We start from the raw sequence: 15669 nt of genomic DNA, 5'->3' as shown, positions 1-15669 counted from the left end.
TGTCTGCCGAAGTGAATGCGTCGCGTACACAATGCCAAAAAGACTTTGTGATACATTATCATGCATTTCATTTGCGATCCGGTTCTGCTCATTCGTCACAATCAACTGATTTTCGATACGCTCCAGCTCGTAGCGCTCTAAAAACACGGCGCTCAGCTCAGCCAGGAATATCAGTTGCTGCACGAGCCAGCGTCTTCCCGTCAGACTTTGATCCGGGCCCAGCTTGAGTCCGATGGTCGCTACAAAACGAGTCGTCATCGGTACCGTGATCATGAGAAAATCGCCCCATTCCGGCAGATGCCTGAAAAACGGCTCACGCTCTTCCCTGAATTCCTCACGATAATTCCCCAGCTCCTCGAATAGCTGCTCCTCTTCCTCCACCGTCCAACCTGTCTGACTACTCTCCGGCGCATCCTCCTCCTGACTGTCCAACCAGAAAAATGCGCGGCTCTGCTTCGTCAGCTTAACCGTGTAGTCCGAGATGACCTGTCCCAGATTTAATGCCTCGTTGTGGCTAGTCGTCTCCATGATGTGGTAAATCGACTTAATATGTTCCATCGTCTCATTAGCTTGCTCCTTCGCCATCTTCAACTCATTCTTCATAACACCGATCACCTGCATGGCCATCGTGGTCACAATCAGCACCAGAAATAAATTCGCATTTTGTAACACCGTATCCCACAAAAAATATTGACCTGGTGTAAAAAAGATATAACAAAATGTGAGTACCAAGCCGATATAGGAAAGAAGGAGCGTCCAACTGTACCTCATAGAAAGGTGAGCACAAGCCACCAACATAGGGGTAATCACATACCATTTGAACGGACTATCCATCCCTCCCGTCGGGAGCAGCAACAAAATGATCCCTGCGGTTTCCAGAGCAATGCAACATTTCAGTACCATATCATGAAGTCTGTACTTGCGGTAAATCCACGTAAATAATGTAACAGATAAAAAAAGAAACACAATAAGTAATAACTTCTGCCACGCGATTAATCTGGATGATTCGAACAGAAAAACAAGCGATGTTAAAGATAGTGATACATACCGGTACAAAAAAATCATTTGGTCTTCTGCTGACTTCTTCAACTTCATCCTGTCACCCTATTCTGTGTTTTGAAGTGACGATGGGCATACTAGATTTGCATGTGTACTCTAAAAAAATCATAACCAATCCAAAAATAAATAACAAGACATAAACTCTAACGTAAACGGTTACATTCCAAAAAAAATGACACTTTTTATAACATATTTACCGTTTCAGGAAAACATTTTGGGGGTAATGTCAGAAACTATAACGTTTGTCAAGGACATAAATCATATTTTCTAAAGAACTAAAAAAAGGACTTGCTGGTATCACCGTAATCTTAACAACGGTATTCAGCAAGTCCTTTTTGAGTAAATTTGGTGAGGGGCTACATTAACCCCCGGCACGCGCCAATTCACGCATATTGGCTTCAAATGCAGCCAGCAGAGCCTCATCCCCGCTCAAACCGGTCGCCTCTTCTTTTTGTATCTGTTCAACCATACGCTTGTAATCCTTTGGAATCACCCGTACAAACTGCTGAATCGCAGTCTGCCAGTCATCCAAAATACGTTGTCCCGCTTCGCTGCCTGTGTACGTGACATGGCGCTGAATCAGACCACGCAGATCCGCTGCTTCCGCAGGGTCTTCCACGTCTTCCAGCAGCACCATTTCCAGGTTACAACGACTCAGAAACGTCCCCTGAGGGTCATAGACGTATGCAATGCCTCCAGACATCCCGGCTCCAAAATTCCGTCCAGTCTCGCCCAGTACAGCTACACGTCCGCCTGTCATATACTCACAGCCATGATCGCCGACACCCTCGACGACGATACGTGCGCCGGAGTTTCGAACGGCAAAGCGCTCCCCTGCAATTCCGCTAATATAAGCTTCCCCGCTGGTCGCTCCATACAAAGCCGTATTTCCGATAATAATGTTCTCTTCTGCCTTAAAGGTCGCTTTGTGAGATTTCTTCACAATAACCTTACCACCGGATAGTCCTTTACCTACATAGTCATTGCTGTCGCCTTCAACGCTCAGCGTGATGCCTTTCGGAATAAACGCCCCGAAGCTTTGACCTGCTGATCCGATGAAGTTAAAACGAATCGTATCCTCAGGCAAACCCGCCGCTCCGTACTTGCGGGTGACCTCGCTGCCCAGAATCGTACCTACGGCCCGATTCACGTTCGTTATAGGCATAGTGGCCTCTACAGCTCTTCCGTTCTCCAGCGCCCCGGCAGCCATCGGTACGAGCTTCTGCATATCAAGCGTTTCTTCCAGCCCGTGGTTTTGGCGTTGTACGCGGTAACGCACACTGCCGTCTTCCAGCTCAGGAACATGCAGCAGCAAGCTCAGATCGACGCCTTTCTTCTTCCAGTGCGAATCGGCGTTCACGGTATCCAGGCAGTCCGTACGGCCGATCATTTCCTGAATCGTGCGGAAGCCCAGCTCTGCCATAATTTCGCGGACATCTTCTGCGATGAAACGCATAAAATTCACCACATGGGCAGGATCGCCCATATAATTTTTGCGCAGTTCCGGATTCTGCGTAGCAACACCAACCGGACAGGTGTCCATTTGGCATACCCGCATCATAATACAGCCCAACGCCACAAGCGGCGCTGTAGAGAAGCCATATTCTTCTGCACCTAACAGCGCAGCTACCACCAAATCGCGGCCGGACAGCATCTTGCCGTCTGTCTCCAGCACCACGCGGTCGCGCAAATTGTTCAGCATCAGCGTCTGATGTGTCTCGGCCAGACCCAGCTCCCAAGGCATACCCGCATGGCGGATGGAGCCTTGCGGAGAAGCGCCTGTACCGCCGTCATAGCCGCTGACCAGAATAATGTCAGCGCGGCCTTTAGCCACTCCTGTTGCAATCGTACCTACGCCTACCTCCGACACCAGCTTCACGTTAATGTCAGCACGCGGATTGGCGTTTTTGAGATCGTAGATCAGCTCTGCCAAATCCTCGATAGAATAAATATCGTGATGCGGCGGCGGCGAAATCAGTCCCACGCCCGGCGTAGAACCACGCACCTCAGCCACCCAAGGATAAACCTTGCGTCCTGGCAGTTGTCCACCTTCGCCCGGCTTCGCGCCTTGCGCCATTTTAATCTGAATTTCGTCAGCGTTCACCAAATAATTCGACGTTACACCAAATCGGCCTGATGCCACCTGCTTGATTGAGCTGCGGCGAGAATCGCCATTGGCATCCGGAATGAAACGTGCAGGGTTTTCCCCACCTTCACCGGTGTTGCTCTTACCGCCGATACGGTTCATCGCGATCGCCATATCTTCATGCGCTTCCTGACTGATTGAGCCGAAGGACATAGCTCCCGTCTTAAAACGTCGCATAATCGATGCAGCGGATTCCACTTCTTCCAGTGGCACAGACTTACCCGCAGGCTTCAACTGAAGCATGGAACGGATCGTCAAATGCTGTTCAGTTTCACCCTGCACCAGCTTGGCGTATTTCTTGTACAGCTTGTAGTCCCCCGAGCGAACCGACTGCTGGAGCAAATGTACCGTTTGCGGATTAAACAAATGCTCTTCCCCATCGTTGCGCCATTGATATTCACCGCCCGAATCCAGCACCTTGTCGTTGCCGTCCTTATCGGTAAAAGCACGGTTGTGGTGAGCCAGCGCTTCCACCGTGACTTCCTCCAGACCGATACCGCCAATGCGGGAAGGTGTCCAGGTGAAGTAGCGATCAACGAAATCCTGTTTGAGACCTACAGCCTCAAAAATTTGTGCTCCACGGTACGACTGAATCGTGGAAATACCCATTTTGGACAATATTTTAACGACGCCCTTAGTGGCCGCTTTAATATAATTTTTAATTGCTTTTTCATGCGAGACACCGCGCAGCAAGCCCTGCTGAATCATTACATCCAGTGTTTCGAAAGCCAGATACGGATTAACCGCACTCACGCCGTAACCAAGCAGCACCGCATAATGATGAATATCTCTTGGCTCTCCCGACTCCAGCAAAATACTTACACGTGTGCGTGTACCCTGCTTGATCAGGTGGTGATGCAGGCTTGAGACAGCCAGCAGCGCTGGAATGGCCGCATTCTCTGCGTCCACTCCACGGTCGGACAAAATCAGAATGTTATGACCCTTGTCAATGACACGATCAGCCGCCTCAAACAGCCCTTCGAGCGCCTTACGCAAGCCTTCTGCGCCTTCCTTCGCTTCAAAGAAGATCGGAATCGTCATCGACTTGAAGCCTGGACGGTGTACATGACGAATTTTGGCAAATTCCTCATTCGACAGCACCGGTGAATCCAGACGAATCTGACGACAGCTTTCCGGTTCAGGATGCAGCAAATTGCGTTCAGGTCCAATCGTAGTTGCCGTGGACGTTACAATCTCTTCCCGAATGGCATCAATCGGCGGATTCGTAACTTGCGCAAACATTTGTTTAAAATAGTTGTACAAACGCTGCGGACGGTCAGACAGCACCGCCAGTGGAGCATCATACCCCATCGAGCCAATCGGTTCCGCACCTGTGAGCGCCATCGGCTCCAGAATCTTGCGCAGCTCTTCAAACGTATAGCCAAAAGCGAGCTGAAGCTGGTTCACATTCTCATGCTTCGGCTCTGGCTGCTCCAGCGCTTCCGGCAGCTCATCCAGATTGACCAGATGCTCATCCAGCCATTCCTGGTAAGGCTCCTCGGAAGCGATACGCTCCTTCAGCTCTTCGTCGGAAATGATGCGGCCCTCCTGGGTATCGACCAGCAGCATCCGTCCCGGACGAAGACGATCCTTGTAGAGTACATTTTCAGGAGCAATATCCAGTACACCCGCTTCTGAAGACAAGGCGATCAGGTCATCCTTGGTCACATAGTAACGCGCAGGGCGCAGGCCGTTGCGGTCCAGAATTGCTCCGATCTGCACACCATCCGTAAACGCCATCGCAGCCGGTCCATCCCAAGGCTCCATCATCGTACTGTGATACTCATAAAATGCCCGCTTCTTCGGGTCCATCGTCTCATGCTTGTTCCAAGGCTCCGGCACCATCATCATGGCTACATGAGGAAGGGAACGCCCACTCAGATACAGGAATTCAAGCGTATTATCAAACATGGCTGTATCTGAACCATCCGGGTTAATGACCGGTTTTACCTTGCCGATATCTTCGCCAAACGCTTCACTTTCAAACTGGGTCTGACGTGCATGCATCCAGTTCACGTTACCACGCATCGTGTTAATTTCACCGTTGTGAATCATAAAACGATAAGGATGCGCACGGTCCCAGCTCGGGAACGTGTTCGTACTGAAACGGGAATGGATCAACGCGATTGCCGAAGTCACCCGCTCATCCTGCAAATCCAGATAAAATTGTCCTACCTGCTCGGTTGTAAGCATTCCTTTGTATACAACCTTACGGCATGACAAACTCGGGATATAAAACGACTCACGGTTCTGGTCCTCTTCGTTATAGCGAATGGCAAGCTCCGCCCGTTTGCGAATAACATACAGTTTCCGTTCAAAGTCCAGCTCTTCCTTCAAATCACTGCTTCGACCGATAAACACCTGACGTACGCCCGGTTTGGCGGCTTTCGCCGATTTGCCCAGCATTTCGTCATAAGTCGGAACATCCCGGAAGCCCAGACAATTCTGGCCCTCATCTACGATAATATCTCTCAGCTTTTGTTCATGAACTTCACGAACCTTCGGATCATTGGATACAAAAAGCATACCCACGCCGTAATGTCCAGCCTTTGGCAGCTTGAAGCCCAGTCGCTCCGCTTCCTCTTGGAAAAATAAATGCGGTACCTGAATCATGATCCCCGCTCCGTCACCAGAGTTCGGTTCACTTCCCTGACCGCCCCGATGCTCCATATTGACGAGCATGGTCAAAGCCTGACTTACGATATCGTGCGATGGTTTTCCCTTGATGTGGGCAACAAAGCCCATGCCGCAGGCGTCTTTTTCGAATTGGGGATCGTATAATCCCTGTTTGGGTGGTAAACCTGTCTGTCTCATGGAACGCAACCTTTCTGTTATAAAGTCATGCTGGCCTGAAATACAGGCGGCCGAATAGAAGACAGTGGCAACAAGAGGTAACTCAAAGAACAACTACGAGGATTGGGGGACAAAACATGTGACGTATTCAAGGCGGTACGGTCCGCCGAATGCGAATGTTTTTCAATAATTATGCAATAGCTTGACTTGAAAAATACGTCGGATCTACTGATGAATCTAATTAGTTATATCATTTTATCATTGACCTACCATGTTAGCAATTCAAAGTTTTTATGATTGTGATAATAAATCTTTTACATTACAGCTTCAACGTGAAGATGCAAAAATATACTGTTTTTATGTATAAATATTCATCTTAATAAATCCAGCCTTTCCCATTCCCAAAGGAACAGAAAAGGCTGGCAGAGGATATCTATTGAACATTTTGGCGCTCCGACATTTGATCGCAATTTGGCAATGCAGGTTAAAATTCGAGGCTTTCGCCGGGATTCAGGGCTGTTCCCTTAATCCCTTCTTTGTGCAGACGGTCACAGAAGGCGTTCCCATCCTGCTCGATCCCCGGAAATGTATTGTAATGCACCGGTATTACGCGGCTGGCCCGGAGCCATTTGGCTGCCAGTAACGCATCCTCCGGTCCCATTGTATAACCGTCACCAATCGGTAATACCGCAGCATCTATGGAGTTGGTTTCACCAATAAGACGCATATCGCCAAACAGGGCCGTATCGCCAGCATGGAAAAATGTTTTGCCACCTATGGTCAATAAAATGCCCGCAGGCTCACCCATATATATCGTTTGTCCATCCACCGTTAAAGAGGAACTGTGGAACGCAAGTGTGAATTTTACATGGAAGCCGTCAAATTGGTGACCGCCGCCCAGGTTCATACCGTGAGCCTTGGCTCCCTGAGATGAACAATAGTTAGCCAATTCCGCCACCGCGATTACAGGGCAATCGTTGTGCTTGGCAATTTCGATAGCATCACCAAAATGATCCGCATGACCATGCGTCAACAGCACTGCATCCACCTGAATATCCTCAGCTTTTACTACCGCTTTAGGATTCCCGGTCAAAAAAGGATCAATAATAATCCGTTTGCCCTCTTCCTCCACCAGTACTGCTGAATGTCCGTAATATGTGATTTTCATATCATCTGCCCACCTCCATTGTCACTTTTATAACTTAGGTACCTTAACCTTTACCCATTATACCACTTTTTGCATAAAAGCTTCACCTGTACACGAAAAATACGTTCACCAAGCCGAACCCTATTGTTTAGAAAGGGCTGTTATTTGTAGAAGGTATGATGGCCGATTGTTTTCACCTTGGTACGCGAATGATGAACTGTAAGATCCTGAGCCAACGTCAGCGACAGGAAAAAGCAGGTGTTGTCAGGCACGGCTTTATGACCGTTCAAAGCAGCCGTAACCGCACGAATGCTGTCCTGATTGGGCTGGACACGACGAAGACGCCCGTTCGCAACCGGACTAAATTGCGCTTTTTGATAAATCACTGCCTGAATCGTATCGGGAAATGGGGCTGACCGCAGCCGGTTTAAGACAACGTTGGCAACTGCCACTTTGCCTTCGTACGGTTCGCCTTCTGCTTCTGCCATGACTATTTTTTGTAGCAGGAGCAGTTCTTTAGCGGAGACAGGATAGCTCCAGGTAGACAACGCCTTGTCATCCTGAGAGAGCATTTGTGTCTTCGTAAAGTAAATGGTTGTAGGAGGGGTAAGAATTGCAGACTTGCTATGCTGGACTTCAGGTTTTTTCACGCCGGTTGCAACATTGCTCCGGGCTTGTCCCGCCTGCTTCATCTGGGAAGCGGGTAACGGAGTCGGCATGATTTGTTTCCAGCTCGGCTGCCCATGAGCCTTGGCAAAGATGGGACTTGTTCTGTTTGACCCATTATGGGTCTCCATCCTGTCCCCGTGTGAAGGAGCCGAAGAATTCCCTGACCAGCTCAGAGATTGCATAGGTGCATTTTTGTGATTTTTCTGTGTTTGTTGAACCTCAGCGTAGAGGCCTACCCCCAATATACAAACAAGTAGCACACTCAAAAGAGGTGCAAACCAACGATGTTCTTTAACGATTTCCATAATGTTCCTCCTGTTAACTTTAGGCACATTTCTCAGATATGTAACCCAAAATGCGCCTTTTGAATAACGCTGAAATACTATATCACTAAAATCGCTGATAGATCAAGGGTTTCTCCTCAATAATGGGATCGTTTGAATTATTTGGTACATTGGTTTTTGGCCCATTCGGGTCTCGTACAAAACAAATTCTCCCACTTCCCACGGCTCACCTATTCGGTCATCGGACTGAAACATAGACGCCGGAATAGGCTGCTGCCCTATATACGAACGTGCTACTGTGATATGGGGCCTGTAAGGCCGTTCCTCGGGCTTAAAACCAAGCGATTCGGTAGCCTCAACTATGGATTGGTGGAGTTGGTTCAAAGAATCCTTCTGCCCTGTAACTCCCCTCCATAGCACACGCGGAAATCCATCTCGTCCAAAAGTCCCCGGTTCGCCAATGCCGAGAGTGAACGGGGAATGTGCAGCGGCCGCCTGAAATAAAGCCTGTTCCAGTTCCGGTATATCCTTGGTCGCCACATCCCCCAGAAACTGAAGTGTCACGTGGTAATCCCTGAAATCGGTCCATTTGCGAAAAGAAAGCTCGTTAACATCCTGTTCCACCCAGCAGCGTAACTCCTTCTTATGCTCGCTCGGGAGAGCAATCGCGGTAAAAAGTCTTTGTGTTTGTGCTGTTTGCGGTACTACCAGCGGTAATCCGTTCATCGTCATCGTCTTCCTTTCATCCCTAATCAGGGCTACAGTCATTCGTTGTTATCTAAAGTGACACAGCAAGCTGGTTTTTTCCCTATTTATGCAATCTTCCCGCCAATCTGTTATCCTTGAAAGGATGATTCATCAGAATATATTGGAAGCTCCAAAGAATCAAAAACCGAGGAGGTAATGAATCATGGGAACCATTGTAAGTTTACACCAGCTTACCGCAGAGCAAGAAAAGCAAGTTCGTGCAGCAGCTCCGGGCTATGAGCTGATCATTGGTAAGGCCCAGGAGCTGGAGCCTGAACAAATCCGACAGGCAGAGGTCATTTTAGGCTGGTCCAAGCATATTTCCGAAGCAGCTTTGCAACTAGACAGCAAGCTGAAATGGATACAGACCTGGTCGGCGGGTATTGATAAGCTGCCACTTGCAGAGCTGGAAAAGCGTCATATTTTCCTCACCAATACAAGTGGCGTTCATGCCGTTCCGATTACGGAGCAAATCTTTGGGATGCTGCTGTCGCATACACGTTATTTACAGCAAGCAGCTCTCCTGCAGCGTCAGAAAACATGGCAGCCACCGAAAGGCGAGCTGACGGAATTACGTGGCAAAACGCTGCTGATTACGGGCGTGGGCGAAATCGGCCGTGAAACGGCGCGGATTGCAGAAGCCTTTGGCATGCGAGTGATCGGAGTCCGGCGTTCCGGCAAGGATGCCCCACATGTGAAGCGCATGTATACAAATGAGCAATTACATGAAGCGCTAGGAGAAGCGAATATCGTGGTGAATATTTTGCCATTCACCGAGGAAACCCGTCACTTCTTTGACGAAAAGGCATTTGCAGCCATGCGTAAGGGAGCTTTCTTCATTAATGTAGGTCGTGGCGGCACTGTCCATACGGATGCACTTGTGCGCTCTCTGGAGCAAAAGCATATTGCCTTTGCCGGACTGGATGTATTCGAGGAAGAACCCCTACCCGCGTCGCATCCGCTGTGGAGTCTGGAGAATGTTCTGATCACGCCGCATATTGCAGGCGACACGAACCACTACGCTGAACGTGCAGTAGATATCTTCCTCACCAATTTGAAAGCCTATGCAGCCGATCAGGAGCTACCGCTGAATTTGGTCAACTATAAAACTCAGTATTAACAAACCAACTACTCACAGATCCATATTTCCCGGCTCATACCTGTCTTATGTATACGGCATTGCTCCGTGAGGGTCCAGCCTGACTCGGACAGCAATGCTGCCATCGGCTCCGTGCTTACGACTACCGCTCGTGCAGCCAAGCGTCTCAAACTGCGCAGCATCTGCTTTTGTTCATCGGCAGGGAGCACGGAGCACAGGTTATAGGGCATATCCAATATGGCCGCATCATAGGTTCCCTCCAGCAGATTCATATCTCCCAGCTTTACCCGATCCTCTTCATATCCAAAATGACGCAAATTCACGCGTGCCCCGCGTACCGCCAGCGGGTTGATATCACAACCGCGAATATCTTTTCCCATGCTCAATGCTTCAATCATCACATTGCCCATGCCACAGCACGGGTCCAGCAGCTTCAATCGGCCCCCATCTATATCCTGTACTGCTATATCATTCACTGCTAAATTCACAAGCGCTTTGGCTACCAGCACTGGTAGTCCGGTGGAATAGTTTTGCGGCTTATGACGGCGCTCCAGCCACGACCTGTCGCTGTATATGCACTTGCCGAGCAGCCACCGCTCCCCTACCCGTATGACACCCAGGGTGACATCCGGTTCTTTCATTTGTGCCTGCCCTCGAATACGTGCGCCAATGCGTCTTTCTATACCGCGTCGCTCGCCATAGTCTGCCACGTTGTCGCCTTCCTTGAGACACAGGACCTTGAAGGTCTTCCCTTCTTCAAGTTGAATTGCGGAGGCTGCTTCGCAAAGTTCGTCCAGCGTACCCGCATTTGCGGCCACATCCAGCCGAAGATGGATGAATGGGCTGGTGCCCGGCTCCAACCGCCGATGGGACAGCAGCATGGAATCATGCGCAGGGGGGTGACCGAACAAGCTTTTCAATTCCAAAAGACACAGCTCTCGCTCGGTTTCATGACACGCGTAAGTATATATGTATCTTTGCATATTCATAGCAGAACTATTTATTTCATGTCTGTTCATGTCAGATCTCTTTTCATTTAGAATCACAATTTACGGCCTCTGCTATAAGACGGTAGGATTGAAGCCGCTGCTCATAATCGGGAATGGGTGTGACTAACAAAAATTCATCATTATCGTACTCAACCTGCAAGCTGCGCAACCGTTTGGCAACATCCGCTGGTGTTCCCACCAGCCAATTAGCCCGCATCGCCGGGTCACCCATCGTAATCTGTGCAGCCCATCGTTGCGCCTGTTCATTCGTTGAGGCACATATGGCCCCGACAGCAACCATCGTACGGGGCTTGTCCATTCGTTTGGACGGCTGAAAGCCGGAACGGTAAATGCTCAGCATATCTCTCGTATCCTGCTCACTCATAAATTGACCGAACACATAGCCAGTTGAATACCGGGCGGCGTATTCGGCACTTTTACGGTTGGTACCCAGCATCCACAGCGCAGGTGGCTGTTCAGGCATCGGGCGGGCAAACACGGGCACCTGCTCATACTCGTAGGTACCTTCCAGCAAAGCCAGCAGCGCTTCCATCGTCTGTGGCAGTTCAGCCACATGCTGGAGAAAGTTGCCGCTCAGCGCCATCGAAGCATGCGGTCCTCCACCGGGGGCTCTCCCGAGACCCAGCTCGACTCTGCCCGGATATAGAGTCGCCAGCAGATGAAACCATTCTGCAACCTTGACCGGACTATAATGCGGAAGCAAAATAGCGCCTGCCCCCAGCTTGATTTTCCGAGTCACTGCCCCGATGTGAGCCAGCAACACTTCCGGACTGGAGGAAGCAAGCCCCTCCATATCATGATGCTCCGAAGTCCAGTAGCGCGTATAGCCCCACGCTTCCGCACGTCTGGCCAGCTCTCCTGCCCATTGAACGGCCTGCTCCGGTCGGTTTCCGGGCAACAACGGTACCATATCCAGTACCCCCAGATTCAGTGATTTGGCAGGTATAGGCTGAGAACCCATAGATATCCCCCTTCTTTTTCATACTTAAAAACCAGTTTCTTCTACTATATAGGGTTCAGCATTTTGCATAATTCGATTTCCAACGCTCGAAAGTACAATATATAGACGAACTAAATCGTTTCGATCTCTATATTGCTAATTTGAAATCGCTCTTGGGATTTATGCAAAATGCTCGGTTAAATGAAATGTTAGTCCAGATCGTAAATGGAACCTACCTTCAAACCATACAGCTCATTATAGATTTTCTCGGCAAAAGCATCGGTCATCCCTGCAATGTAATCAATGACCATATGCTCCCATGTCCAAATCGGTTTGGCCTTGCTCTGATCACGTTCAAAGCGTTGGAGCCAATCACTCGGAATAATGGACTTGGATGTCTCTGGATCGAGAAAAGCCAGCCACAGCCGTCTGAGCATCCATTCACTCCGTTTTTGCAGCCGCTGCACGCGCAGATCACGGATCATCGTGACCCAGGCAAAGCTTTTCAGCACGCTCACGGTGCGAAGCATGTCGAGATCCTCGCTTCCATCCCGTACAAAAGTAACCTTTTTCCAATTGCCCGCATCAATTACACCCAAGCTGCTGACGAACAAACTGACCCAGTACGCTTTCACCTCACGCCGGGTGCGGGAATAATCGTGTTCACACATCGGCATCTTGCCATTCCATACCTTCAAAAATTCGCTAAGCACAGCCGCTACCTTCTGTTCGATCTGAGCTAGCTGCCAGCCTTGCCAGAAGCTATCCTCCAACGTGGTGATTTTTTCTGTAATCAGACGGATCAAGTACGGATCATACAAAAAATGCTCGTGCACCTCTATTTTCCCTGCCTTAATTCCGTCCTCCAGATCATGCGCGGAATACGCAATATCGTCGCACAGGTCCATAAGCTGGGCCTCCAGCGTCTTCTGACCATCAGGAATTCCCCAATCCTCGCGAATGGAACGAATGTATTCCCACTCATGCAGGTACATCCCTTTTTTATTCCAATTCCCCGGATACGGGTACTTGTTGATCCCTAGTAAAACAGCATCCGACAAATTCAGACCATCTACATTCTCACGCTTCTCCAAAAACATAATGAGTCGAAAATTGTGTGCGTTCCCCTCAAAGTGCTCGTAGATTTGCCGCTCACGTGCATATGCCTCCAACCCCTGCTTGGAATCAGGCGTGAAGCCTCCGGCAGCCGCTATCTTTTCCACCTTCGTCTCGATCAACTGATCCAAAATGCCGTCCAGTACCTCTTCGCCCTTGTGCCCGAACGGTGGATGACCAAAATCATGCGCAATGGACGCACATTCCACCACCTCGGGGTCAATAATCAGCCCGGCGTTATCCGCCTGCTCCAGTTCCACCTCGGGATGGCGCCGTAGCAAGCTGCGCGCCGCTTCGCGTGCAATCTGTGCTACCTCCAGCGAATGCGTCAGCCGTGTACGATAATAATCGCCTGTGCCTGCGCCAAAAACCTGAGATTTGCCTTGCAGCCGACGAAAGGTCGGTGAATGGATCAATCGGGAGTAATCCCGTTCATATGCTGCCCGTGAAGCGTCGCTTCGTGTCTGTTCCGGAAACTGCCGATGCTCTCTCTTGTTTTGCCATGTCATAAAGCCCACTCCCAACGTACTCAATTGGAGTGATTATACATTTTTTTCACGTCTCAGGAAAGCTTACATGACTTTAAGCTATATAGCTGCAACTCCAGCACGAAAAATCTCAATAAAAAAAGTGTTCCGCCAGCCACTAGGATTCAGGCCGGGGAACACCACTTTTGTTCTAACGCTTCGCCCTCGGGTCCAGCACATCCCGCAAGCCGTCACCCATCAGGTTAAAGCCCAATACGGTCAGCATAATGGATATACCCGGAAAAATAACGGTCCATGGCGCGTTCTGGATATATTGGCGTGAATCCGACAGCATTTTACCCCACTCCGGTTCAGGAGGTTGTGCGCCCAAGCCGAGAAATCCAAGCGCTGCCGCTTCAATGATCGCCGTTCCTATCCCCAGCGTTCCTTGTACGATAATCGGTGTCAAGCTATTCGGCAAAATATACCGGAGTATGATTCGTACATTATTCGCCCCAAGCGCTCTGGCAGAGGTGATGTATTCCTCGGTTTTGACACTGAGTACTTTGGAGCGAACCAACCGTCCGTATGTCGGCACGTTGACGATAGCAATAGCATACAGGGCATTTTCCAGTGAAGGTCCTAAAATAGCAACGATAGCAATCGCCAGCAGAATCCCCGGAAACGCCAGTAAAATGTCGAACAGCCGCGAGATGATCATGTCTGCCCATTTTCCGTAAAATCCCGCGACTAAACCTAAAGCCGTTCCTACAATCATCGAACCAATGACGGACAAAAAACCGACCCACAACGAGATTCTGGCCCCATACAGCGTACGAGTCAGCAAATCCCGGCCGAGATCGTCCGTCCCGAACCAGTGCTCTGCGGAAGGAGGCTGCAAACGGTCCACCAAATTCTGCGCTTTATAATCAAAAGGAGCAATCCACGGAGCGATCAAAGCGATGATGACAAAGATGATAATAATGCTCAGGCCGACGAATGCCATTTTATTGTATCGGAAAGCCCTCCACGCGTCTCTCCAAGGGCCGGACACAACAGGTACATGAGCCAATGTATGGCGTGTTGTCGGTATGTTGTTGGGTTCCATCGAAAATTGTGACATCGGACAAGCTCCCCCTTGACCCATTGACGACTTGATTACTGATAACGGATACGCCGATCAAGAACCGCGTACAGCAAATCGACAATCAGATTAATGATGACGAACAGGAACGCAATGATCAGAATCCCGCTTTGAATGACAGGATAGTCACGCGAGCTGATCGCTTCAAAAATGTACCGTCCGATGCCGGGCCATGCAAAAATGGTCTCTGTCAGCACCGCGCCGCCCAGTAGCGAGCCAGTCTGAAGACCGATGACGGTAAGCACGGGGATGGCGGCATTTTTAAGTGCATGCTTGTACACGACTTGAAAAGATGCCAGCCCCTTCGCCCGGGCTGTGCGGATATAATCCGAATCCATAACCTCCAGCATACTGGAACGGGTAATGCGTGCAATGACCGCCATGGGGATGGTTCCCAGTGCGATGCTTGGCAAAATCAAATGCTTGATGACCGTCCATACCTGCTCCATACGTCCACCAATCATTGCATCAATAACCGCCAAATGTGTCACCGCCTCCACCGGATCACGGGAATTCATGCGTCCAATAGAAGGAAGCCAATGCAGCTTATTGGCAAAAATCCACTGCTCCATCAAGCCCAGCCAGAAAATCGGCATCGACACCCCAACAAGGGCAATGACCATGCTGACATAGTCGAACCAGGAATTTCGCTTCCAGGCGCTCACGATACCCGCGTTCATTCCAACCACAATGGCAAAAAACATGCTCGCCACCGTCAATTCCAGTGTAGCCGCCAAGTAAGGCAGCATTTCCCGGGCAATCGGCTGTCTGGTACGGATCGAATCACCCAAATCGCCATGTGCCAATTCACTCAGATAGGTTCCATATTGCTGCAACCACGGCTTTTCCAGCCCCAGCTGCTCACGTAGTGCCTGTTTGGACTGCTCTGTGGCCTTGTCTCCCAGTATCGTTTCCGCCGGATCACCCGGAATGGCATGAATTATCGAAAAAACGATGAGCGTCATGCCCAGCAATACCGGAATCAATACCGCCAGTCTTTTTACAATGTATGAGTTCATACCAGAATCACCGCCTGCTTGCGCTTGAG

General features: G+C 49.8%; 11 protein-coding genes. 1 reads left to right on the top strand and 10 read right to left on the bottom strand.

Annotation, left to right across the window (positions count from 1 at the left end):
• The 5 genes from C1I60_RS25585 to thpR all read right to left on the bottom strand — a co-directional run.
• The coding region (locus tag C1I60_RS25585) for a histidine kinase dimerization/phosphoacceptor domain-containing protein (protein WP_353505567.1) at nt 1–1095 on the bottom strand (1095 nt) is incomplete at its 3' end.
• Nucleotides 1096–1420: 325 nt separating this feature from the next.
• Nucleotides 1421–6019 carry a glutamate synthase large subunit gene (gene gltB / locus C1I60_RS11950; protein WP_137061907.1) on the bottom strand — a complete coding sequence of 1533 codons (4599 nt, stop codon included), beginning with the start codon at nt 6017–6019 and terminating at the stop codon, nt 1421–1423.
• 463 nt (nt 6020–6482) lie between these two features.
• A complete protein-coding gene (locus C1I60_RS11945; RefSeq protein ID WP_137061906.1) occupies nt 6483–7166 on the bottom strand; it encodes a metal-dependent hydrolase in 684 nt (227 codons plus the stop codon).
• Nucleotides 7167–7306: 140 nt separating this feature from the next.
• On the bottom strand, nt 7307–8119 hold the full coding sequence (locus C1I60_RS11940; protein ID WP_137061905.1) for a cell wall hydrolase: 813 nt from the start codon (nt 8117–8119) through the stop codon (nt 7307–7309).
• 102 nt (nt 8120–8221) lie between these two features.
• Nucleotides 8222–8824, bottom strand: coding sequence for an RNA 2',3'-cyclic phosphodiesterase (gene thpR / locus C1I60_RS11935; protein WP_137062256.1), 603 nt, complete (start codon nt 8822–8824; stop codon nt 8222–8224).
• Between the two features lie 184 nt (nt 8825–9008).
• Between thpR and C1I60_RS11930 the strand changes: the two genes are divergently transcribed.
• Nucleotides 9009–9965 carry a D-2-hydroxyacid dehydrogenase gene (locus C1I60_RS11930; RefSeq protein WP_137061904.1) on the top strand — a complete coding sequence of 319 codons (957 nt, stop codon included), beginning with the start codon at nt 9009–9011 and terminating at the stop codon, nt 9963–9965.
• An 8-nt stretch (nt 9966–9973) separates the two neighbouring features.
• On the opposite strand, the gene C1I60_RS11925 is transcribed toward C1I60_RS11930, so the two are convergent.
• The 5 genes from C1I60_RS11925 to C1I60_RS11905 form a co-directional block, all read right to left on the bottom strand.
• A complete protein-coding gene (locus C1I60_RS11925) occupies nt 9974–10963 on the bottom strand; it encodes a THUMP domain-containing class I SAM-dependent methyltransferase (protein ID WP_137061903.1) in 990 nt (329 codons plus the stop codon).
• A 13-nt stretch (nt 10964–10976) separates the two neighbouring features.
• Nucleotides 10977–11915 carry an MsnO8 family LLM class oxidoreductase gene (locus tag C1I60_RS11920; RefSeq protein ID WP_137061902.1) on the bottom strand — a complete coding sequence of 313 codons (939 nt, stop codon included), beginning with the start codon at nt 11913–11915 and terminating at the stop codon, nt 10977–10979.
• A 188-nt stretch (nt 11916–12103) separates the two neighbouring features.
• A complete protein-coding gene (locus C1I60_RS11915; protein WP_137061901.1) occupies nt 12104–13519 on the bottom strand; it encodes a deoxyguanosinetriphosphate triphosphohydrolase family protein in 1416 nt (471 codons plus the stop codon).
• A 169-nt stretch (nt 13520–13688) separates the two neighbouring features.
• Nucleotides 13689–14600 (bottom strand): nickel transporter permease, encoded by a 912-nt coding sequence (gene nikC / locus C1I60_RS11910; RefSeq protein ID WP_137061900.1) that lies wholly within the window; start codon nt 14598–14600, stop codon nt 13689–13691.
• Nucleotides 14601–14635: 35 nt separating this feature from the next.
• Nucleotides 14636–15640, bottom strand: coding sequence for an ABC transporter permease (locus C1I60_RS11905; protein WP_137061899.1), 1005 nt, complete (start codon nt 15638–15640; stop codon nt 14636–14638).
• Nucleotides 15641–15669 lie beyond the last annotated feature (29 nt).

It is taken from the genome of Paenibacillus terrae, from assembly GCF_005217525.1.
GTDB lineage: Bacteria > Bacillota > Bacilli > Paenibacillales > Paenibacillaceae > Paenibacillus > Paenibacillus terrae_C.
The sequence above is the reverse complement of the archived record's forward strand: the minus strand, read 5'-3'. Positions and strand labels throughout refer to the sequence as shown.